The organism is Janthinobacterium sp. BJB304, from assembly GCF_002735765.1.
Taxonomy (GTDB): domain Bacteria; phylum Pseudomonadota; class Gammaproteobacteria; order Burkholderiales; family Burkholderiaceae_D; genus Janthinobacterium.
On sequence record NZ_PDZN01000003.1, the window covers coordinates 33340 to 55050 of the forward strand.

Sequence of the window (21711 nt, forward strand, 5' to 3'; positions counted from 1 at the left end):
AACAATGATGATAGCATGCCGTTTCCGCCCCGTCTCGTCCACTTAGGGAGTCCTGGCCAGCCTGAGCTTTTCGCGCCACAGTGCCGCTTGCGCCGGGTCGGCCGCCTGCCCCAACTCGCCCTTATCGTACACCTTGACCAGCCGCTCGATGGCTTCCGCGTCGCCCTGCTTCGCCGCCAGCAGGTACAACTCGAAGGGCTGGGGTGCCGGCCCTTGACGCGTGGGACCGCCGCGACCCTGCTCCAGCAGGCGCGCAAAACCCGTCTGGCCCGGCGGGCTTTTCGCGATGGCCGCCATTTCGTACCAGCCCAGCGCCGCCTCGTCGCTCTGCGGCACGCCCTGCCCCACTTCATACGAGTAGGCCACATTGTTCAAGCCCGGCGGATCGAGCGCCTTGGCCGCCTGCATGTACCAGCCGAACGCTTCCCTGCGCTGCGCGTCATCGTGCGCCGTCATCATCAGCCGGTAGCCGATTTCATTGTAGGCGGGAATGAAGCCGTTTTCGGCATAGAACTTCAGCCAGTGCAGCGCGTGCGCCTGTTCTTCCGGGCTGCTGTGGATGTTTTCGAAATGCTGGGCCACCATGAAGTTGGCCAGTTCCACGCCTTGCGCTGCGCCCTTGCGCGACCAGTATTCGCCCAGCTTGCGGTCCACCGCCATGCCCTGCCCCAGCGTATAGGCGACGCCCAGGAATGCCTGCGCCGGGCCATAGCCGCCCTCGGCCGATTTCCGCATCCACGCCAGGCCGGCGTCAACGTCGCGCGGCGTGCCCTCGCCTTCGTGCAGCATCTGCGCCAGCTCCAGCTGGGCGGCCGCATCGCCCTTTTGCGCGGCGCGGCGCGTCTTTTCGTAGGCGGCGATTTTTTCCGGCGACAGGTCGGCCGGGCGGTTGACCACGGCCTGCACCTTCGCGCGCATGTCGTCGAGGCCGGACATATCGATTTCGGCCAGCGCCGGATGCTGGCGCGGTTCCTTGGAGGACGCGGGCCGCGCCAGCACGGGCTGCGCCAGCGCCAGGGTCACTAACAATACGATGGTCTTCATTTCTTCTCGCTTTCCGCCAGCCTGGCGCGCCATTCGGCGGCGTCTTCGGCATTCGCCGCCTGTCCCAGTTCACCCTTCACGTACACCTCGAGCATGCGCCGCATGGCGGGCAGGTCGCCGCTCCATCCCGCCCGCTCGTACCAGACCAGGGCCAGCTTGTCCGACTGCGCCACGCCCAGACCCAGCTCGTGCGAGCGGGCCAGGTTGCGCATGCCGGCCGGCTCCTTTTCACGCGCCGATCTGTCATACCAGCGGAAGGCCTCGCCGCGCTCCTGCTCATCGGCGGCTGCGCGCATCAGGTGTTCACCGAGCGCGTTATAGGCAGGAATAAAGTGTTCTTCGAGCGCGGCCTTCTTCAGCCATGCGATGGCCAGCGCCTGTTCTTCGGCAGGGCTGCTGCCATCGATGAATTCCAGCGCCAGCATGGTTTGCGCCAGCGCGTCGCCCTGCGCCACGCCCTTGCGCAGCCAGTACTCTCCCTGCACGCGGTCGATCGGCACCTTGCCGCCCACGGTGTAGGCCAGGCCCAAGGCCGATTGCGCCGGCGCGTAGCCGCCTTCGGCCGACTTGCGTATCCAGGCCATCGAGTGCGCCGTGTCTTGCGGCGTGCCGACGCCCAGCTGCAGCATGCGCGCCAGCTCCAGCTGCGCCTCCACGTCGCCCGTTTCAGCCATACGCCGGGTCTCGGCAAACTCGGCGATGCTTTCCGGGCTATGGCTGGCCGCATCGGCCCGTGCCTTGATGGCGATCAGCTGCAGATCGAGCAAGGTGGGCGAGGTCTGGGCAAGGACGGGCAGCGGCAATAGCAAAGGGATCAGCAATAGTAATTTCGTGGGCATGCGGCGGTGTCGAAAAGAAGAAAATACGCATGGTAGCCGATGCCATGCGGGACAGGCGCGCACGGTAGGCGAAGTTTGACAGGGCACGCCGGCAGGCTTACATTGCACGGGCCCACCACTGACACAGGAATGCCATGAACCTTCTATCGAAAACCGCCTTGACCCTGCTGTTCGCCGCCGCCTCCATGGGCGCCAGCGCCGCAGACACCCAGCTGGCCGGCTGCGCCGCCAAGCGAGAAAGCATCCGCAGCGAATTGCAGCAGGCGCAGGAACAGGGCCTGTCCGACAAGGTCGCGGGCCTGACGCGCGCGCTCGACGAGGTCAACGCCCACTGCCGCGACAGTACCCTGATCGAACGCCACAACAAGAAAATCGTCAAGGCGCAGGCCAAGGTGAACCAGACGGAGCGCTCGCTGCGCCTGGCCCAGGAAGCGAATAAAGAGCCGAAGAAGATCGCCAAGCTGGAAGGCAAGCTGGAAAAAGCCAGGGCGGAACTGGCCGCCCTGCAGGCGCAGCAGCCTTAGGCTTTCTCTCCCAGCAGCTGATAAATGCTGGAAAAATCCATCGCGCCCGCCCCCGCCTTGCTGTGCAAGCTATATAAATTGCGCGACAGGGCGCCCAGCGGCACGCTCGCCCCGCTGGCCAGCGCGCTTTCCACGGCCAGGCCCAGGTCTTTCAGCATCAGGTCGACGCCAAAGCCGCCCGTGTAGCCGCGCGACGCGGGCACGTTCTCGGCCACGCCGGGACACGGGTTGTACACCTCCAGGGTCCAGTTGCGGCCCGAGCTTTTCGCCATCACGTCCGACACCACTTTCGGATCGAGGCCATTGGCCACGCCCAGGCGTATCGCTTCGCTGGTGCCGATCATCAAAATCCCCAGCAGCATGTTGTTGCAGATCTTGACCGTCTGCCCGCAACCCGAGCCGCCCGCATGGAAAATCGCCTTGCCCATGACGTCCAGGTAGGGGCGCGCCGCCGCCAGCGCGGATTCTTCGCCGCCCACCATGAACGTCAAGGTGCCGTTGGTGGCGCCCGCCGTGCCGCCCGACACCGGCGCGTCCAGCATGGGCATGCCCTTCTCCTCGGCCGCGCGGCCCACCTGGCGCGCCGCCTCGGTGGAAATCGTCGAACAGTCGATCAGCAGAGTGCCGGGCCGCGCCTGCGCCAGGATGCCCGCGTCCCCCAAAGGGTTACCCAAATAAGCGCCCAGCACGTGGCGGCTGGCCGGCAGCATGGTGATGACGATGTCGGCCTGGCCTATCGCCGCGCCCTGGTCGCCGGAGACGAGGCCGCCGCCGTCGGCAAACTGCTGCACGCTGGCCGGCAGCAAGTCGAAACCCGTCACCGCATGGCCGGCCCGCACCAGGTTTTGCGCCATGGGCAGCCCCATGTTGCCCAGGCCGATGAAAACGATATTGGTGCTCATCGCCGCCTCCTTATTTCATCGCAATGGTGGTATTGACGCCGCTGCCGCCATCGTCCGGGGCGAACCAGCGCGCCGTGACGGTCTTGGTCTGCGTCCAGAAATACAGCGCCTGCTTGCCGTTCGGGCCCAGGTCGCCCAGTTTCGACGCGCGCGAGCCCGTGAAGCTGAAATACGCCACGGGTACGGGGATGGCCACGTTGATGCCCACCTGCCCCACGTCGATCTCGTTCTGGAACTTGCGCCCCGCCCAGCCGGACGAGGTGAAGATCGAGGTGCCGTTGCCGTTCGGGTTGGCGTTGACGAAGGCGATCGCTTCGTCGAGCGTCTCGGTTTCGACCACGCACATGGCGGGGCCGAAGATTTCCTGCGTGTAGACGGCGTTCGACGCTGCCACCTTCGAGAAAATCGTCGGGCCCATGAAGTTGCCGCCCTCGTAGCCGGCCACCTTGTGGCCGCGGCCGTCGAGCAGCAGCTGCGCGCCTTCGTCCACGCCCGCCTGGATCAGCTTTTCCGCCCGCTGCATGGCCGCCTTGGAGACCATCGGGCCCAGGTCGGCCGTGCGGTCGCTGCCCGGCCCCACTTTCAGCGCCTTGGAGCGGGCGACGATTTCCGGCAGCCAGGAGCGGGCCTCGCCCACCAGCACGACGACGGAATTGGCCATGCAGCGCTGGCCGGCCGCGCCGAACGCGGCGCCGATCAGGTTATTGATCGCCTGCTCCTTGTTGGCGTCGGCCAGCACCACGCAATGGTTTTTCGCGCCCATCATCGATTGCGCGCGCTTGCCCGATTCGCTGGCGCGGCGGTAGACATGCGTGCCCACGTGGGTGGAGCCGATGAAGGACACGGCCTTGATGTCGGGATGGTCGCACAGCATGTTGACGACGTCGGCGCCGCCATGCACGACGTTCAGCACACCGGCCGGCAAGCCCGCCTGGTACATCAGCTCGACCAGGTACATGGTCGATGACGGGTCCTGTTCCGACGGTTTCAGCACAAAGGTATTGCCGCAGGCGATGGCAATCGGGAACATGAAACACGGCAGCATGACGGGGAAATTGAAGGCCGTGATGCCGGCGCCTACGCCCAGCGGCTGGTAGATATTGTAGACATCGACGCCGGTGGCCGCGTTTTCCGCGATCTCGCCCAGCTGCAGGGTGGCGATCGAGCACGCATGCTCCACCACTTCCAGGCCCCGCATCACTTCCCCTTCCGCATCGGGCAGGGTCTTGCCATGTTCGCGCGTGATCAGTTCGGCCAGCGCGCCGATATTGTCGCGGATCAGCTGCTGGTACTTGAGCATGATGCGCATGCGCGCCGCCAGCGGGGTATTCCTCCAGGTTTTAAAGGCTTCCTTGGCCGTGGCGACGGCCAGGTTGACTTCGTCGGGCGTGGAAAACGGCACCCTGGCGACGATTTCCTGCGTGGCCGGGTTGACGACGTCGCGCCATTCCGTGCTGGTCGAGGCGTGATGCTTGCCGGCGATGTGCAGGGGGATGGAGGGGACTGAGGTGAGGGCTTGGTTCATGATTGAGGCTCCGGGTGTGCGATGTTTGTTCAGCTAAACCCAACGGCGTAAAGCTGGGGTCAGACCCGACGGGTCTGACCCCGGAATTATTTTTTAACGAGATTGCACGCCGCCCCATCCATCGGCTTGAACGCCTGGTCGGCGGGGATGGTGGACAGCACTTTCAGGTAATCCCACGCGCCTTTCGATTCGGCCGGGGTTTTGACCTGCACCAGGTACATGTCATGGATGACGCGGCCGTCAGGGCGGATCGAGGCGTTGTTCATGACGGCATCCTTGATGGGCAGCTCGCGCATTTTCTGGGCGACGGCCTTCGAATCGTCGCTTTTCGCGGACGCCACCGATTTCAGGTAGTGGTAGACGCTCGAATACACGCCCGCCTGCACCATGGTCGGCTTGGCGCCCTTGTTGAGCGCCTCGAAGCGCTTGGCAAACGCGCGGCTGCGGTCATCGAAATCCCAGTAAAAGCCGTCCGCGTAGACGAGGCCCTGGGCCGTTTCCAGCCCCAGCGCGTGCACGTCGGAGAGAAACACCAGCAAGGCGGCCAGGCGCTGGTCCTTGCCGCTGCCGATCCGGAATTCGCGCGCCTGCTTGATGGCGGAGACGGTGTCCGCGCCGCCGTTGGCCAGGCCGATCACCTGCGCTTTCGACCCTTGCGCCTGCACCAGGAAGGACGAGAAATCGGACGCGTTCAGCGGATGGCGCACGGCGCCCAGCACCGTGCCGCCATTGCGCTTGACGACTTCGCTGGCGTCCTTTTCCAGCGAGTGGCCGAAGGCGTAATCGACGGTGACGAAATACCAGGACTTCTGTCCCAGCTTGGTCAGCGCCGCCGCCGTGCCGGCCGCCTGCGAATACGTGTCGAACATCCAGTGGAAGCCGTTCGGCGAGCAATCCTCGTTCGTCAGGCGTCCCGTGGCCGGGCCGCTGAACATGGCGATGCCGCCCTTCTCTTTCATCAGCTTTTGCACGGACAGGGCCACCGAGGAATTGGTCAGATCGGCGATGGCGTCGACCTTGTCGCGGTCTATCCATTCGCGCGCCTTGGAGGCGGCGATGTCGGCCTTGTTCAGGTGATCGGCCGAGAGGATTTCGATCTTCATGCCCTTGCATTCGGCTTTCAGACAATCCTCGACGGCCATCTGGCTGGCGACGACGGAGCCGCGCCCGCCCATGGCCGAGTACGGGCCGGACATGTCGGTCAGGATGCCGACCTTGACGACGCCATCGGAAATCTGCGCGTGCGCGCCGGTGAAAGACAGGGAAAGCGCCAGCGCGCCCATGGCCAGAACGGTTTTTTTCATGCGTGTCTCCAGGTGAATGGGTTTTTCTTATATGTATAGATGCATTCTGCATGTGTAAAAATATGCACTCAAGTGAAATTAATGCATAATTCCTTTGCAAAAATGCACAAAGAGACAAGACATGCTCGATTGGGACAATGTACGGGTTTTCCTGGAACTGACGCGCAGCGCGGGACTCGTCGACGCAGCAAAAAAGCTGGGCATCGACCATTCCACCGTATCGCGGCGCATGCGCAAGTTCGAGGAACAGGTGGGCACGCAATTGTTCGACCGTAACTACGTGGGCTACCAGCTGACACCCGAAGGCCACCGCCTGATGGAATACGCGGAGACCATGGAAAGCACGGTGTTTGCCGCCACCGAGGAACTGGGCGAACACAACCGATTGCTGTCGGGCCAGGTGCGCCTTGGTGCTACCGAGGGCTTCGGCGCCATCGTGCTCGCGCCCCATTTGGCGCAGTTTTGCGGACGATACCCGCACATCAGCGTGGACCTGATCGCCGTGCCCCGCTTCGTCAGCCTGTCCAAGCGCGAGGCGGACGTGGCCATTTCCATCGAACGGCCCCTGTCCGGCCCCTACGTGGTGACGAAATTGTCCGACTACCGGCTGAAACTGTATGCCACGCCAGCCTACCTGGCGCGCCACGCAGCGATCACCAGCGTGGCGCAGCTGGCGCAGCACCCGATCATCGGCTACGTGGACGACCTTGTCTTCAGTTCGGAGCTGCGCTACATGGACAACGTGGCGCCCGATTCCCTGCGCGCGTTTCGCAGCACCAGCGTGATCGCCCAGTACCACGCGGCGCGCGCGGGCCAGGCGCTGGCGATCCTGCCCTGCTTCGTGGCCCAGCAGTCGAACGAACTGGTGCCCGTGCTCGACGGCGAGATCGACCTGCTGCGCGCCTTCTGGATGATCTCGCCCAGCGAGCGGCGCAACATCGCCCGGGTCAGCGCCCTGTGGAACTACCTGCGCGGCGCCATCGATTTGAATCACGCCTATCTGATGGGCGAGACGGCCACGCCCAGCTGGCCAACTTGAGCACACTGCGGCGCGCTACACTGTCCTGTCGCCACATACTAATTAGGAGAATGCCATGCTGATGGATGCAAACCAGGCCGTACTGGTCATTGTCGACCTGCAAGGCCGTTTGATGCCGGCCATCCACGACGCCGGCCTGGTGCTGGCGCAAAACCTGCGCCTGGCCAGGATCGCCCGCCTGCTCGACGTGCCCGTGCTGGGCACGGAACAGAACCGCCAGGGACTGGGGCCGAACGTGGAAGAGATCGCCGCCCTGTGCGAACGGACCTTGCACAAGACGCATTTCGGCGCCTGCTTTGATGGCTTGCAGGACATGCTGCCCGCCGGACGCAAACAGATCGTCGTCACCGGTTGCGAAGCCCATGTGTGCATGCTGCAGACGGCCGTCGGCCTGTTGGAACTCGGGTATGACGTCATCATCGCCATCGACGCCGTCGGCTCGCGCCAGGCCACCAGCCGCGACGCGGCGCTGGCCCGCCTGGGCAAGCTGGGCGCCCAGCTGGTGACGGTGGAAATGCTCGCCTTTGAATGGTTGCGCGACTGCAAGCACCCGCGTTTCCGCGAGGTATTGGCGCTGATCAAATAGGCACTCCTTTACGCAGGATCAAACCCATCGGCCGCCCGTTTGCTAGCTTGGTAACAGCGCCGCCATCTTGAACGGCGCAACTGTCCAACCGAGCTGGAGAACCATCATGGCCTATATCCTGCGGGGCAAGCTGTGCGGCGTGATCTGTGCCGAATGTCCGGAACCGTTGTCGCACGTCATCGTGCGCCTGTACCGGCCGCGCGACACGCAAAACGTCACGGCCCTGGCCGTGGCCAGCGCAAAGGAAACCTTCGCCATCCTCACCGACGAGGAAGTGCAGGCGAAAGCCCCCTTCCTGCTGGCCGAAGCGCGCACGGATGACGACGGTAACTACAGTTTCACCCTGGAAGGCGATTATCAGGGCGAGGCTGTGGAGGTCGATATCCTGTGCTCCACCGTGCCCCATTTGAAACCGGGGCCGAAAGAGCCCGTGCCGCTGCAATTTTCCATCACCACCCTCCAGCCGCGCTGGCGCCAGGTCGACAACGATTTCGTCGCTGTCTGGGACTATTGCCTGCCGCAACGCTTCTGGTGCCTGGTGCGCGCCCGCTTCGGCGCCTGGGCCATCTGCGGCCGCCTGCGCACCTGCGACGCGCCGCACACGCCGATCGCGGGCGCCACCGTGCGCGCGTTCGACGCGGACTGGCTGCAGGACGATGCGCTGGGCGTTGCCGTCACCGATGCCACGGGGCGCTTCCGCATCGACTACCTGACGTCGGACTTCACGCTGACGCCATTCTCGCCGTTCATCAACGTGGAATTTGCCAGCGGACCCGACGTGTACTTCACGGCGCAGCTGGGCAGCGTGACCATCCTGTCGGAAACGCAGGCCAACGGCCGCCAGCCGGGGCGCGAAAACGTGGGCCACTGTTTCTGCGTCGAATTGTGCTCGAAAGAAGTGCTACCGCCCGATGTGGAAGGCGTGCCCCACTGGCAGCAGGTGGAAGTGTTCGACATCCACCCCTTCCCTTCGCTGGCGGGCTTTTCCGCGCAAGGCTATGCGGGCGGCCCCGGCGCCTCGTACGTGTTCGCCGGCGGCGTCACCCTGAAAGGCAATTGCCCACTGCGCAACAGCGCCATTCCCGCCAATCCGCTCGAATACCGCTTCCTCATCGGCGAATGGTCCTGGCCGGGCGGCAGCGACGACCCGACAGCCTTGCCGACGGTGGCGCCGGCCAGCCTGGCGCCGCTCACGCAAGTGCTCGGCACGCTCGTCGGCTATGTGTTTTATACGAACGGCCTGGGCTTGAGCGACTCGGCGCAGGTGATCGTCGACGCGGGCGATCTGAAACCGGGCGGCTGGATACGCGTGGACGGCAAGCCCGTCACGGTGGACATGCGCGACGGCACGACGGCCGTCGTCAACGTGGCGCCCAACATCTTCCTGCGCACCTTCGATTTGCTGACCGTGAATACGCCCGCCATCACCAGCCTGCATCCGGCCAAGCTGCCGGGCGGCTTGCCCATCCTCGATGCGGGCCGCAGCTTGACCGCGGCCGAAAGCGAACCGATACGCCGCTATCGCATGGGCTTCGAGGTGCGCGATGGAAATACCCTGGCGCTCGTGGCCACGGACGGGCTCGACTCCATCGTCTTCGACAACTCGCCCGTCATCGTGGCGCTGGACCTGGAAGAGTTGCGCAGCAATGCCTGCAACCCCATCGCGGGCGGGCTCGTGCATATCCTGTACACGATCGACCATCCGCATTTGCGCTTTTTCAATATCACGATTTCCAACAACAACGGCATCCAGCACCCGCCGCCACCGCTGCCGGCCGCCAGTTTCACGCCACCGCCGCCACCGAGTAATTATCTGTTCCGCGGCGGCGCGGGCGGCCCCCACTTATCGGGCAACAATGGCGGTTTTCCCGTCAACGTGGCGCTCGACCCGCCGTGCGCCTACCGCGTGGCCATCGCGTGGCAGACACGGCATTACCTGGCGTCCAGCCACAGCATCGACAGGCTGTACTGTAAATAGAATAGGCTTGACTCAGAAGTAACGCACCCACGCCTGCTGCGACGTGCGCTTGTAATTGGCAAACGCGCGGCAGGGAAAGTACAGCACGGGCATCAGCAGCAAGGCCAGCAGCCAGACTTGCCAGATATGCTCGACGCCGTAGCGGGTGCCGTGATTGGCGCCCAGCACGGCCGTCAGAGTCAGACCGATGGCCAGCAGCAGATACAGGTGCAGCAAGTAATAGAACATGGGCGCGCCGCCAAAGGTGGCGCAAGCCCGCGTGAACCCGTTATCGACGCTTTCCAGCCAGGCCAGGCCCAGCAAGCCAAGGCCCAGGGTGAACAGCAAAAAGTCCAGCGACGGCGGATATTTCGTGAAGTTCAGCACGCTCATGGCCGTGCGCAAGGCCGTGTCGCCCGCCACCCACGGCAGGGTTTCGCCATACAGATTGAAGCCGCGCAGCAGGCCCAGGAGCAGCAAGCTGCCCGCGCCCAGCGCCAGCAGCAGGCGGCGCCGTCCTTCCGGTGAGCGGCTGCGCGCATACAGGGGGCCGGCAGCATAGCCGAGCACGATCACGCCTATCCACGGCAGCAGCGGATAGCTGACCTTGATCTTCATCGCACCGTCGGCCACCAGATAACCGCGTTGCAGCAGCACCGTCAGAGCGTAATAGCCAAGGCTGTCCTGTTCCGCGCGCAAGCCGGTCATCAAATGCTGGCCCGCGATCATCGCCACACCAAGCACGAGCAGCACTTTCAAGGGCAGCTTGTGCAGCACGGCCAGCGCCATCATGGCCAGGCCGATGACCCAGATCACCTGCAGGTACAGCACGGCGGGCGGAAACGCCCCGCTCCACGCGAAATTGACGAACACCAGTTCCAGCACAACCAGCAGCAAGCCCCGCTTGAACAGGAAACCGCTAGCACTGCGAGGACCGGCGGCCGGATGCGCGTACAACCAGGCGGACAGTCCCGTCAGGAAAACGAACATGGGCGCGCACACGTGGGCCGCCAGGCGCGTGAAGAACAGGGCCGGATCGACGTGGGCCGCATCCATCGGGTCGCCGACCTGGTGATGTAAAAAGACGGTTTCGCGCACATGGTCGAACAGCATGATCAGCATGACGAGGCCGCGCAGCACGTCGATGACGGCGATGCGGGTGCGCAGGGTGGCAGATGTAGTCAAGGTCATCCCTTAAAAGCGGTAATGGGCATTCAAGTTCACCGTGCGCTCCGCCCCCGGCGCCACCCACAGCTGGCTATAGGAACTCGCATAGTAGCTGCGGTTGAACACGTTTTCCACGCTCAAAGCCAATCGCAGTCTGGCGTTGGGCGCATACGACGCCAGCAATCTGGCCGTCGTATAGGCCGGCAGGGTAAATTGGCTGCTGACGGCCACGTCGCCGAGGCGCTCGCCCACATACTGAAAACCGCCGCCCACGCTGGCCGTGCCCGTGCCCAGCGCGAACTGCTGTGTCGCGAGTACATTGGCGCTGTGGCGCGGCACGTTGGCGAAGCGGCTGCCCGTCACGATCGTATTGTCGCCGCGCGTGACGGTGGCGTTGGTGTACGCATACGCGCCCGAGACGCGCAAGCCGCGCGCCAGTTCGCCCGACACATCGAGCTCCAGGCCCCGGCTGCCCACCTCGCCCGCCGCGATGGCGAAATCCGTGTTGGCGGGATTGGTCGTCAGCACATTGCTCTTGCGAATGTCATACACGGCCACCGTCCCCGTCAGCTTGCCCGTTTCCAGCTTGGCGCCCAGTTCATACGAGCGGCTGCGCTCGGCCGGGAAAGCCTGGTTATCGATGCTGATGCCGCTGTTGGGCCGGAAGCCCTTCGCCGCGCTCGCATACAGCGACCACATTTTCGACGGCTGGTAGACGAGGCCCGCGCGCGGGCTGGTGGCCGACAGCGACTGGCGGTTGCTCACGTTCAGGCGATGGTTCGCCACATCCTGCGTGTAGCTGTCGCGGCGCACGCCAACGAGCGCCTTCCATTGGGCGCCCAGGTCGATCTGGTCCTGCGCGTACAGGCCGCGCGCCCGTTGCCCTTCCTGCGTGTCGATGGACAGGGCCAGCGGCGCGGCCTTGCCGCCATACACGGGATTGAAAATGTCGATGGCATAGGCATTCGCGGCGCTGGGGTTGCGCCGCAGCTGCACCCGGTGGTCGTCGAAATGGTAGGCGTCCACGCCGGCCAGCACCTCGTGCGCCAGCGCGCCCGTTTTGAACTTGCCCAGCAACTCGACGCGGGCGGAGACGTCGGTGGCCGAGAAATCGCGGTGGCGGCGCTGCCGGTTCAGGGTGCGGCCATCGGCCAGCAGCTTGTTCGCCTCGGTCGAATAACCGCGCAATTCGCTGTCGCGGTAGGAAGCGCCCGCCTGCACAGTCCAGTCGTCGGACAGCGCGTGGTGGATGAACAGCTGCTGCCCCAGCGACTTGACCGTCATGGGGCCGTCGCCCGGCTCGCCCAGGAAACGCGACACGGGCACGGCGCCCAGCTTGCCGTTCACGGCCACCACGCCCCGGTCGAACGGCGCGCGCTGGCGCACCGCTTCGATTTCATACGATACCGTCGTGTGCTCGCCCGCCAGCCAGATAAACGAGGGAGAAAACAGGCTGCGCTCGACTTTCACCGTATCGCGGAAGCTGTGCCCTTCCTCGTGCGCGGCGTTCAGGCGGTAGGCGATGGTGTCGCTCAACGGTCCCGTCAAGTCGACGGCGGCGCGGCGCGTGCGGAAGCTGCCCAGCGCAACATCGGCGCTGTATTCCGGCGCGAACTTCGGCTTTTTCGTCGTGATGTTCACCGTGCCGCCCGGCTCGCCCCGGCCGTACAGGGCCGACGCGGGGCCTTTGAGCACTTCCACATTCTGCGTATTGCTGCCGTCGCGCATGCCGTTGTAGCCGCGGCTGGAACTGAAGCCGTTGACCATGTAGTCGGAACCGAAATTCGGGTCGCCCGTGAAACCGCGCATGGCATAGCTGTCCCACAGGCCGCCCAGCGGACTTTGTTTTGAAATACCGCTGGCCAGGTCCAGCGCGCCCGCCAAAGTCGTCACGCCGGTGTCGCGCAGCAGGTCGCCGGTCAGCACGCGCACGCTTTGCGGCAAGTCCATCAATAAAGCGTCCGTCTTGGTGGCGCCCGTGGCCGACAGGCTGCGGTAGTGCTGGCGCTCGGCCTTGACGGTGACGACATCGTCGGCCTGCACATCATCGATTGCCAGTGACCAGGGGCTGGCAGCGGCAAGTAACAGCGCCACGGGGCGGCGTAAAAACACGGGCATGGAATTCCTGACGAAGGCGCAAATCAATGCAATAGGCTTGCATTATAATTGAGAATCAATTCTCATTAAAGCCTTCGTGAACAATCTGCGCCAAAAACTCCACGAACACCTGCACCTTGGCGGCGCGCAGCTGGCGCGGGTGGAACAGCGCCCACAAGTCCGGCCCCCGCGTGCGGAACGGCTGCAACACTGGCACGAGGCTGCCCTCGCGCAAAGGCTGTAGCACGGAAACGGACAGCGCCTGGACGATGCCGCAACCGGCCTGGGCAGCTGCGATCATCGATTCGATATGGTCGAAAGACAAGACGGCGGCCGGCGTGTGTGCATAGACTACGCCGCTAACCGCGTCCTGAAACAGCCAGGGCCGCACCTGGCGCGCTTTCGGATACAGGAAATGCAGGCAGGCAAACTGATCCAGCTCCTGCGGCGTGCGCGGCACGCCATGCCGGGCGATGAAGGCGGGGGAAGCGCAGCACAGATAATCCATGGTCAGCAGGCTGCGCGCCACCAGCGACGAATCCTGCGGTTCGCCGATGCGCAGCATCACGTCGATGCCCTCTTCCACCATGTCGACCAGGCGGTCGCTGACCGTCAGGCGCAGGGAAATGTCGGGATAGGCGGCGGTAAAGCGGGGCAAGGCGGGCGCCACCAGATTGCGGCTGATGCTGCTGGGCATATCCACGCGCAGGCTGCCCGAAGGTTTCCCGGCCGCCTGTTCCAGACTGGATTCCAGCGCCGCCATGCCGGCCAGCACCTGGCGCGCCTGCGCGTGGCACTGCTGGCCTTCGGCCGTGAGCGACATGCTGCGCGTGGTGCGCTGCAAGAGGCGCACGCCGAAATGCTTTTCCAGCGCCGCCACCTGGTTCGTCACGGACGAGGTGGAAATGCCCAGGCGCTGCGCCGCCTTGCTGAAGCCGCCCGCCTCGACCACGGCGCAAAACACCTTCATCGCTTCCAGCCTGTCCATGTATTTCTCTCCTGTTTGCCAATGATTATCCACGATACTGAAATAGTGCATCGGGCTGCGCCCCGTTTTTCTTTGCACGCCGTCCGCCTAGACTGGGGCATCAACCCAATGGAGAACCCCATGCAAGCCCTCGTCCTGACTACCTTTGCCGCCCACATGAGCATCGAACACCTGCCCGTGCCGCAGCCCGGCCCCGGGCAAGTCCTCGTGCGCATCGCCGCCAGCGGCGTCAATCCGCTCGACACGAAAATCGCCTCGGGCGCCGCGCCGCACGCCCGGCCCAGCCTGCCCGCCATCCTCGGCATCGACCTGGCCGGCACGGTGGCGGCCGTGGGCGAAGGCGTGAAGACTTTTCACGTTGGCGCAACAGTGTATGGCATGGCGGGCGGCATCGCCGGCATCCAGGGCTCGCTGGCCGAGTACGGCGTCTTCGACGCCGCCCTGCTGGCGCCTATGCCGCAAGGATTGAGCATGCGCGAGGCGGCCGCCCTGCCCCTCGTCTTCATCACGGCCTGGGAAGGGCTGGTGGAGCGCGCCCACGTGAAGGCGGACGACAGCGTGCTCGTGCATGGCGGCGCGGGCGGCGTGGGCCACATGGCCGTGCAGCTCGCCGTCGCCCTGGGCGCGAAGGTGTCTGCCACGGGCAGCGCCGCCAGCCGCGCCGCCATCGAAGCGCTGGGCGCGCGCTTCATCGATTACCGCACCAGCACGGTGGACGACTACGTGGCCGAGCATACGGGCGGCGCCGGCTTCGACATCGTCTACGACACGGTGGGCGGCGTCACCCTGGATGCCAGTTTCAAGGCGGCACGCATGTATGGCGGTCACGTCGTCAGTTGCCTCGGCTGGGGCACGTTCGCCCTGAGTCCGCTGACGGCGCGCGCGGCGACTTACTCGGGCGTGTTCACCCTGCTGCCCCTGTTGAGCGGTGAGCATCACGCGCGCCATGGCGCGATTCTGCGCGAAGCCAACAAATTAATAGAGGCGGGCAAGCTGCGGGTGCGGCTCGATCCACGCCGCTTTAGCTTGCGCACGGCACACGAGGCGCATGTGGCGCAGATGGATGGCAGCGCGCGCGGCAAGCTGGTGGTGGATGTGGCGGATTGAAGGCAGGCTTGTTTCTCAAGCGCGCAAGCGCTAATATGCAAGAGTTAACTTGCATATTGAGGTGAGGCGAAAATGCTGCGTGAACAACTGGAAAAACTGCTGGCGCAGGGGCGCGACAACGCGCTGCTGCGCTTTGGCCTGGGCGATGCTTGCCTGAAAGACAATGACGCCGAGCAAGCGGTCCTGCACCTGGCGCAAGCCACCGCGCAGCAGCCCGGCTATTCCGCCGCCTGGAAACTGCTGGGCAAGGCCCTGCTCCAGCTGGGCAGGCTGGATGAAGCGCAGGCTGCCTGGACCACGGGCGTGACGGTGGCCCAGCAGCAAGGCGACCTGCAAGCCGTCAAGGAAATGACGGTGTTCGTCAACCGCCTGCAAAAACAGCGGCAGGCGGCACAGTAAAAACGGCTTAGTGCGCGTGCGCGGCGGCCTTGGCTTCAATAGGCACTGCCTCGCCCCGTTCCTTCGCCAGGCGCTTGGCCAGCAAGCCGCCCGCTTCGGCCGCATAGGCGCGGCAGGCGTTGGCGTCGATCAGGGGATTGTCCGTGCCGCTGCGCCTGGCCGCCTTGCCCAGCACGTCCGTCGTGCCCGGATGCACGGGGATGATGATGTCGCATGGCAAGGCAGCCACCTTGGCGATGCTCGCTTCGAACGCGGCCGAGACGTCCGGCGTCCTGCCTTTGCCCCCGCCCTTGCCCGTGTAAGTAAAATCGCCGCTCGCATACGGGTTCAGACTGTCCGCATACACCACGTTCAGGCAGCGCTGGCCTTCGCACGACGTCCACGTCCATGTCGTGCCGCCTGGCGTGTGGCCGGGCGTCATGCGGGCCGTCAAGGTCAACGGTCCCACCTTGACGGTATCGCCCTCGCCCACCACCTTGACCTTGTGCACCTTGGCCACATGCACGACAGGGTTGGCCTGGTATTGCGGGTCATCCTTGCCATTCGTGCCGCTTTGCAGCCCCAGTGCGCCCGAGGCGCTGGCCACCACGGTGGCGCCGCTCGCCCGCTGCAGCGCGGCAATGCCGCCCGCATGGTCCCAGTGCGCGTGCGAATTGAGGATGAACTTCACATCCTCGATGCGGAAACCGAGCGCCTTGATATTGTCGATGATCAGGGGCGCCGACTGCGGCAGCGCGCCGTCGAGCAGGATATGGCCCTGCGGCCCCGTCACCAGCACGGCGGACAGGCCTGCCGTGCCCACATACCAGCTATTGCCATAGATATTGAACGGCTTGACGGGCGCATTCCATTCCTTGCAACTGTCGCAATCGACAGGCGTATCCTGCACCGGTGCGGGCGTCTTCGCCTGTCCTGTGCCCGCCGACATGGTCGCAACCGTCGCCAGCATCAACTTCGCCAATAGTGTCATCTTCATCTCCAGAGTGTAAAAAAGAAAGGCGGCCGCCGCGCGGCGCGCCCGGGGGGTAGCAATGCATGCGGCCGGTCCTGTCGGCCAGGGTGTCGCGGATGTGTCCGGCGTCAAGCGAGCGCCGCTGCGCGCCGTCGGCGTCCAGCAGCACCACGGTGACGTGCTTGCCGCCGCTGCGCATGCGCATGGTCAGGCAGCTGCCCGCCTCGTGGCTGCTGCCCGTCTTGGACAATACAATGTCCCAGCCCTTGCCGCCGACCAACGGATTCGTGTTGCGCAGGGTGCGGACCTTGCCATTGACGGCCACGCTCGCTTGCGGATGGCTGGTGATGCGCGCAATGTCCGGATAGCGCGCGGCCGCCGCGACGATCTTCGCTACCTCGCTGGCCGTCGACGTATTCGCGGGCGAACTGCCGACAGGGTCCGTCAGGTTGGTGCGGCGCAAGCCCAGCTGGCGTATCTTCGCTTGCAAGGCTTGCTGAAAAGCCGCGTTGCCGCCGGGATAAGTGCGCGCCAGCGCGGCGGCGGCGCGGTTTTCGGATGGCAGCAACGCCAGTTGCAACAGCGCGCCGCGCGACACGGCCACGCCATCGGCCAGCAGGCTGCGGCGCTGCAAGGATGCATCGCCATCGGCGCGCACGATGCGCAGCTGTTCGTCGGGGTCGAGGGCCGCGTCGAGCACCACCATGGCCGTCATCAGCTTGGTGATCGAGGCGATGGGCACGACGGCGTCCGCATCTTTCGCCATCAGCACCTGGCCCGTGCTGTCGTCAAATACCAGCATGTGTTTCGCGCTGACAGGCAAGTCCAGCATCGCGGCGGCGGCATCGGCCAGCATCGTTCCGTTGACGGCAGGCTTGCCCTGCACCTGCAGCAGCAAGGTGGCGCAGGCCAGCAGCAAGGCGGGCACGGCCAGTTTCCAGCCGGCCGTGTCGGCGCCCGGCGCCATCAGCCGTTCGATGCGCGTCAGCAGCGCCCCGCCCCGGGCCGACATCAGCAAGCCGGCATGCCGCGGCGCGGCCGCGTGCAGCGACAGCGCATGCAGCGCCGTGGCCAGCTGCTGCGGGTCTTGCAGCGCTTGCGCGGCCAAGGCGTCGGCCACCTGCTCCCGCTCGGCCCGCATGCGCGCCGACAGCCACCAGACGACGGGGTGAAAGAACAGCAGCGCCTCGGCCACGCTTTGCAACAGATTGACCAGGTAATCCCAGCGCCGCACGTGCGCCAGTTCATGCGCCAGCAGCGCTTCGAGCAAGGCGACGGGCATGCCGCTCAGCAAGGCGGCCGGCAGCAGGATGACGGGGCGCCAGAAACCCACCGTGACGGGGCTGGACAATCCCCCGTGCAGCTTCAGCGGCACTTTCCGACTGCCGTGCAAGCCCATGCGCTGCGCCAGCGCATCGAGGCGCGCCTGCCAGATGGCCGGGGCAGCGACGGCCTGGCGGCGCAGCTTGCCGACCCAGGCCAGGCCCAGGCACAGGCGCAAGCTCATCAGGGCGACACCGGCGCTCCAGGCCAGCACCAGGGCCGGCATCCACGCTTGCAGCGCGGCACGCCAGGCGGGCGGCGCGGCCACCGCCAGCCGGGCCGGCGACGCATCCGACAGCAGAGACAGCAGGTGGATGGCGGGAATACACAGGCACAGCAGCAGCGCCAGCGCGCAGACGGCATAGCGCCAGCGCGCGCTGGCGTAGCGCAGCAGCCAGAGCAGGACGGCGGACACGGCGCCCACGATCAAGCCCTGCCAGACAAAATACAGCAGGACCCAGCCCAGCGCAGGGACCAGCTTGCCCAACTCTATGCCCAGGCGCATGTCCAGGTTCATGGCTGTTTGCCATCCTTGCTGCGCAGGATTTTTTCAATTTCCAGGCGTTCCGCGTCGCTCACGTGTTCGCGCAGCGCCGTCAGCACGAGCGCCTTGCCGGAACCGGAAAACACCTTGCCGATCAAGTCCTTGAGCAAGCTGGTCTGCAATTTTTCCTGCGCGTCGACGGCCGCATACAGCTGCGGCCGTTGGCTTTCATCACGGCTCAGGAGACCCTTGCCATGCATCAGCTGCAACTGGCGCAGCACGGTGGCGTAACTGGCGTCGGCACGCTCTTCGGCCAGGGCGTCGTACACGGCGCGCGCGTCGGACGGACCGCGCCGCCACAGGATGCGCAGCAGATCCAGTTCGGCGGCCGTGGGATGGGGAGTGGAGGTATTTTTTAACATGACGCTAGAATACCCATTCTAGAACTCTATGTCTAGAACTTTTTTTCTAGCGCATGTCTGACTAAAAATCGCGCAAGCGGTCAAACAAGGCATACAGCGCCGCCACATCCGGCAGCGGCACTTGCGCCAGCACCTGCTCCAGCGCCACATAGATTTCATCGCGCTCCACCGTTTCGATGACGCTGGAACGCCGCTCGATCTGGTTGAACACGCCGACATAGGCGGTGACCATCTCCTGCGCCACGGCTTGCGCCGTCCCGGCATCGTTCGCGCCGTCGAGCGTGCGCGCCGTGGCCAGCAGCTTTTTATACGCCTGCGCGGCTTTTTTGGCATACGCCGCCGCAATGTGCGCGCGGCCATCCCAGTCGCGGAACGGATTGTCCAGGTTTTCCGCCAGCCATTCCGGCTTGCGCGGCCGCGTCACCGACAGGTCCAGACCCAGCACCGCCGCCTTTTTATAACTGGCCTTGATGGCCTTGGCGGCGTCGGCCGGCAGGCTGGTCAGGCACAGGCTGGACAAGGCCGGCAACTGCGCCGGCACGGGGAAGTCGTCGGCACCGTAGCCGAACAGTTCATACGCGGTGAAGGAGCGCAAACGGTCCAGTCTGGCGATGCTGGCCACGTTTGACGCCAGCCCCGGCTTGCCCCACACGGTCAGGTCCGTCAGCAAGGGGAAACGCTGCGCCACCATGTCGAAATCCACGGCCGGCATGGCGCTCAGCGACAGGCGCGCCAGCTGGTCGAGGCCGTGGAATGGCGTCAGGGCGCCGGAACACTGCAGGCGCAGGAAGCGCCCTGCATGCGGGTCGTCGATGCGCAGCGCGGACGACGGCGCGCCATTCAGTATCAGGGTGCTCAAACCCTCGTTCAGGCGCAGCGAGCGCAAGCCTGCGCCATGCACGACGAGACGGCTGACATTGCTGTTGCGCAAGTCGAGTTCGCTCTCCGTCGAGGATTGCCAGTGCACTTCGTTGATGATGGGGTTGCCGTTGATGTAGGCGGCCAGCGCCGCGCTGCCGTGGCGCGTCTCGATGGTCGTCAGGCAAGGCAGCTGGTCCAGTTCGGACAGGTCGCCGAGCGCCTGCAGGATATCGTCGCCGATGCGGCTCGTCTTCTGGCGCACGGCCTGGCCGCCGACCATCACTTCCTCGCTCGATGCCGCCTTGAAGCGCTGGCGCCGGGCCGGGTCGACCTGCTCCCAGCGGCGCTGGCGGTACACGCTGTCGCCCATGTGCCAGCCGCCGCTGTAGCTTTTCACTGCCGTCTCGACCAGCGGCGCCACATTGACCACCAGGCTGTAGTGGCGCGGCACCGTCGCGCTGGCAAAGCTGTGGTCGTGGCGCTTGTTCCAGAAATAGTAATCGCACACCAGGGGGCGCATCGCCTGCACGGCGTGCGCATCGGGCAAGGTGTCGCCCGTCCAGTCCAGCTGCAAAATGGCGGCCAGCGGGGCGCTGCCGGACGCGGCATCGTCGATGGCCGTGACCTGGCAAGCCACATACTGCTGCAGCCTGTGCGAAAACACACTGTAGATATCTCCAACCTTGGCAAGCACGCTGATTTCCTTGTAGCAAACAATGAGGCCAGCACGATAGCAAAGATTGGCGGCGCGCGGCGTACGCACCGCCTGAGTGCCTGCCCTGGTCAGTCCGCGTGCAGCTTGTGGTGCATGCGCCGCAAGCCCAGCCAGACGGCCGCCGCCACGAACGGCACCAGGGCGCCGACGAGGATTTCCGGATTCACGGGCAGCCCCAGCACCTTGGCCGCCTTGCCCGTGTAGCTGAACAGGCCGATCACGTAGTAGGAAATGGCCGCCACGGACAAGCCTTCCACCGCCTGCTGCAAGCGCAGCTGCTGGGCCGCGCGGGCGTTCATCGATTGCAGGATTTGCCGGTTCTGCAATTCCTGCACGATGCCCACGCGCGTGCGCAGCAAGTCGTTGGTGTTGGCAATGCGCTGCGCCATCGCTTCCTGGCGGCTGGACATCGCTTCGCACGTGTTCATGGCGGGCGTCAAACGGCGGTCCATGAATTCCTCGACAGTGGGGATGCCCTCGATGCGCACTTCGCGCAACTCGTCGATGCGCGCCTTGACGAGGCCCATATAGGCTTTCGAGGCGGAAAAACGGTAGCTATTGTCGAGCGACAGCTTTTCAATGCGGGCCGCCAGGCGCGTGATGCGGTCGAGCAAGCCTTGCTCGGAGACGCCATCATCGGCCTTGCCCGTACCCGGGGCATCGTCCGTATCGACCATGGCGGCGGCCAGGGTGGCCAGTTCGTTCTCGATGGCATTGAGCGATGGCGCCGCCTGCATGGCGTAGGGCAAGCCCAGTAAAGCCATCATGCGGTAGGTTTCGATTTCCAGCACGCGCTGCACCAGGCGGCCCGACTGCTGCGAGCGCATGCCCGCGTCGCGGATGACGAAACGGCTGAAGCCGTCAGACTGGATGGTGAAATCCGTCCACAATTCGCCGCCCTGCAGCACCTTGCTGCCGGCCAGGGTATTGCCCTCGAACACGCGCGACAAGCCTTGCATGAAGATCTCGGCCGGCTCTGTTGCCTGCTCGAGCACCACGTGGGCCGCCACCATCAGCTTGCCCTTCAAGCCCACCAGCCATTGTTGCGGCAACTGTTCCAGGGGCATGCGCTCGAACGCCTGCTCCAGGGGCAAGGCGGCGCCCGGATGTTCGGCAAAGGTAAACGTGGCAAATTCCGTGTGGCATTCCCATTTCAGGCGGAAGCGGCCGAAGTCGTAATAAAAATACTTGGCTTCGGCAGCGGGCGGCGTGACGCCGAAATGCGTACACAGGGCCGCCAGGGTAGCGTGCTGGGCCGCCATATTCGACGCACCGGGCGCCGCGCTGTCATCCTTGTAGACGGCCAGATGGGTGATCAGCTCGGGGGCATCGAGCTGCAAAAACGGCCGCGAGTGGATTTCCGCAGCCAGCGGCACGCGCAAGGCGTGGTTCAAACTGGAGTTAATCAAGTGCATGATAGCCAAAGGTAAAGTTGCAAAACTGCTTAGACCCGCGCGCGTGCTGTGCTGCCCGCAG

The 21711-nt window shown here is 65.0% G+C and carries 19 protein-coding genes; 6 read left to right on the top strand and 13 right to left on the bottom strand.

From position 1 onward, the window contains the following. Positions 1-42 precede the first annotated feature (42 nt). Together CSQ95_RS04140 and CSQ95_RS04145 are read right to left on the bottom strand one after the other, a co-directional pair. Positions 43-1044 (bottom strand): tetratricopeptide repeat protein, encoded by a 1002-nt coding sequence (locus CSQ95_RS04140; RefSeq protein WP_180278950.1) that lies wholly within the window; start codon positions 1042-1044, stop codon positions 43-45. Then, on the bottom strand, positions 1041-1883 hold the full coding sequence (locus tag CSQ95_RS04145) for a tetratricopeptide repeat protein (RefSeq protein ID WP_099408609.1): 843 nt from the start codon (positions 1881-1883) through the stop codon (positions 1041-1043). Before CSQ95_RS04145 ends, CSQ95_RS04140 begins: the two co-directional genes overlap by 4 nt. A 134-nt stretch (positions 1884-2017) precedes the next feature. Between CSQ95_RS04145 and CSQ95_RS04150 the strand changes: the two genes are divergently transcribed. Further along, the gene (locus CSQ95_RS04150; protein WP_099408610.1) at positions 2018-2407 is read left to right on the top strand and encodes a DUF1090 family protein; all 390 of its coding nucleotides are present in this window, start codon (positions 2018-2020) and stop codon (positions 2405-2407) included. On the opposite strand, the gene mmsB is transcribed toward CSQ95_RS04150, so the two are convergent. The 3 genes from mmsB to CSQ95_RS04165 all read right to left on the bottom strand — a co-directional run bounded on the left by mmsB (position 2404) and on the right by CSQ95_RS04165 (position 6117). After that, entirely contained in the window at positions 2404-3309 is a 906-nt protein-coding gene (gene mmsB / locus CSQ95_RS04155; protein WP_099408611.1) for a 3-hydroxyisobutyrate dehydrogenase, read from the bottom strand. The genes CSQ95_RS04150 and mmsB overlap by 4 nt on opposite strands. 10 nt (positions 3310-3319) lie before the next feature. Continuing rightward, the gene (locus CSQ95_RS04160) at positions 3320-4834 is read right to left on the bottom strand and encodes a CoA-acylating methylmalonate-semialdehyde dehydrogenase (protein ID WP_099408612.1); all 1515 of its coding nucleotides are present in this window, start codon (positions 4832-4834) and stop codon (positions 3320-3322) included. Positions 4835-4920: 86 nt separating this feature from the next. Then, a complete protein-coding gene (locus tag CSQ95_RS04165; RefSeq protein ID WP_373631425.1) occupies positions 4921-6117 on the bottom strand; it encodes an ABC transporter substrate-binding protein in 1197 nt (398 codons plus the stop codon). Positions 6118-6259: 142 nt separating this feature from the next. Here CSQ95_RS04165 and CSQ95_RS04170 point away from each other — a divergent pair, with 142 nt between their 5' ends. The 3 genes from CSQ95_RS04170 to CSQ95_RS04180 all read left to right on the top strand — a co-directional run bounded on the left by CSQ95_RS04170 (position 6260) and on the right by CSQ95_RS04180 (position 9741). Further along, positions 6260-7177, top strand: a complete 918-nt coding sequence (locus tag CSQ95_RS04170; RefSeq protein ID WP_099408614.1) for a LysR family transcriptional regulator — start codon at positions 6260-6262, stop codon at positions 7175-7177. Between the two features lie 55 nt (positions 7178-7232). Beyond that, positions 7233-7763 (top strand): isochorismatase family protein, encoded by a 531-nt coding sequence (locus tag CSQ95_RS04175; protein WP_099408615.1) that lies wholly within the window; start codon positions 7233-7235, stop codon positions 7761-7763. A gap of 106 nt (positions 7764-7869) precedes the next feature. Continuing rightward, positions 7870-9741 carry a hypothetical protein gene (locus tag CSQ95_RS04180; protein WP_099408616.1) on the top strand — a complete coding sequence of 624 codons (1872 nt, stop codon included), beginning with the start codon at positions 7870-7872 and terminating at the stop codon, positions 9739-9741. Between the two features lie 12 nt (positions 9742-9753). On the opposite strand, the gene CSQ95_RS04185 is transcribed toward CSQ95_RS04180, so the two are convergent. From CSQ95_RS04185 to CSQ95_RS04195, 3 genes are read right to left on the bottom strand one after another with little or no spacing between them, the layout of a single operon-like run. Then, positions 9754-10911 (bottom strand): DUF1624 domain-containing protein, encoded by a 1158-nt coding sequence (locus tag CSQ95_RS04185; protein WP_099408617.1) that lies wholly within the window; start codon positions 10909-10911, stop codon positions 9754-9756. 3 nt (positions 10912-10914) lie between these two features. Further along, positions 10915-13005: a TonB-dependent siderophore receptor gene (locus CSQ95_RS04190; protein WP_099408618.1), complete on the bottom strand. Its 2091-nt coding sequence runs from the start codon at positions 13003-13005 to the stop codon at positions 10915-10917. Between the two features lie 55 nt (positions 13006-13060). Next, complete coding sequence (locus CSQ95_RS04195; RefSeq protein ID WP_099408619.1) at positions 13061-13972, bottom strand: LysR family transcriptional regulator; 912 nt, start codon at positions 13970-13972, stop codon at positions 13061-13063. 120 nt (positions 13973-14092) lie between these two features. Between CSQ95_RS04195 and CSQ95_RS04200 the strand changes: the two genes are divergently transcribed. Continuing rightward, on the top strand, positions 14093-15079 hold the full coding sequence (locus CSQ95_RS04200) for a zinc-dependent alcohol dehydrogenase family protein (RefSeq protein ID WP_257217948.1): 987 nt from the start codon (positions 14093-14095) through the stop codon (positions 15077-15079). Between the two features lie 72 nt (positions 15080-15151). Then, entirely contained in the window at positions 15152-15478 is a 327-nt protein-coding gene (locus tag CSQ95_RS04205; RefSeq protein WP_099408621.1) for a tetratricopeptide repeat protein, read from the top strand. A 7-nt stretch (positions 15479-15485) separates the two neighbouring features. Here CSQ95_RS04205 and bla read toward each other — a convergent pair whose 3' ends face one another. From bla to CSQ95_RS04230, 5 genes are all read right to left on the bottom strand, one after another. After that, on the bottom strand, positions 15486-16406 hold the full coding sequence (gene bla / locus CSQ95_RS04210) for a subclass B3 metallo-beta-lactamase (RefSeq protein WP_099408622.1): 921 nt from the start codon (positions 16404-16406) through the stop codon (positions 15486-15488). Continuing rightward, entirely contained in the window at positions 16288-18270 is a 1983-nt protein-coding gene (locus CSQ95_RS04215) for a M56 family metallopeptidase (RefSeq protein ID WP_099408623.1), read from the bottom strand. The genes bla and CSQ95_RS04215 overlap by 119 nt, the downstream gene beginning before the upstream one ends. Then, complete coding sequence (locus CSQ95_RS04220) at positions 18267-18659, bottom strand: BlaI/MecI/CopY family transcriptional regulator (protein ID WP_070310901.1); 393 nt, start codon at positions 18657-18659, stop codon at positions 18267-18269. The genes CSQ95_RS04215 and CSQ95_RS04220 overlap by 4 nt, the downstream gene beginning before the upstream one ends. A gap of 61 nt (positions 18660-18720) precedes the next feature. Next, positions 18721-20214, bottom strand: a complete 1494-nt coding sequence (locus tag CSQ95_RS04225; RefSeq protein WP_143449900.1) for a hypothetical protein — start codon at positions 20212-20214, stop codon at positions 18721-18723. Between the two features lie 89 nt (positions 20215-20303). After that, a complete protein-coding gene (locus CSQ95_RS04230) occupies positions 20304-21650 on the bottom strand; it encodes a DUF3422 family protein (protein ID WP_099408625.1) in 1347 nt (448 codons plus the stop codon). Positions 21651-21711 lie beyond the last annotated feature (61 nt).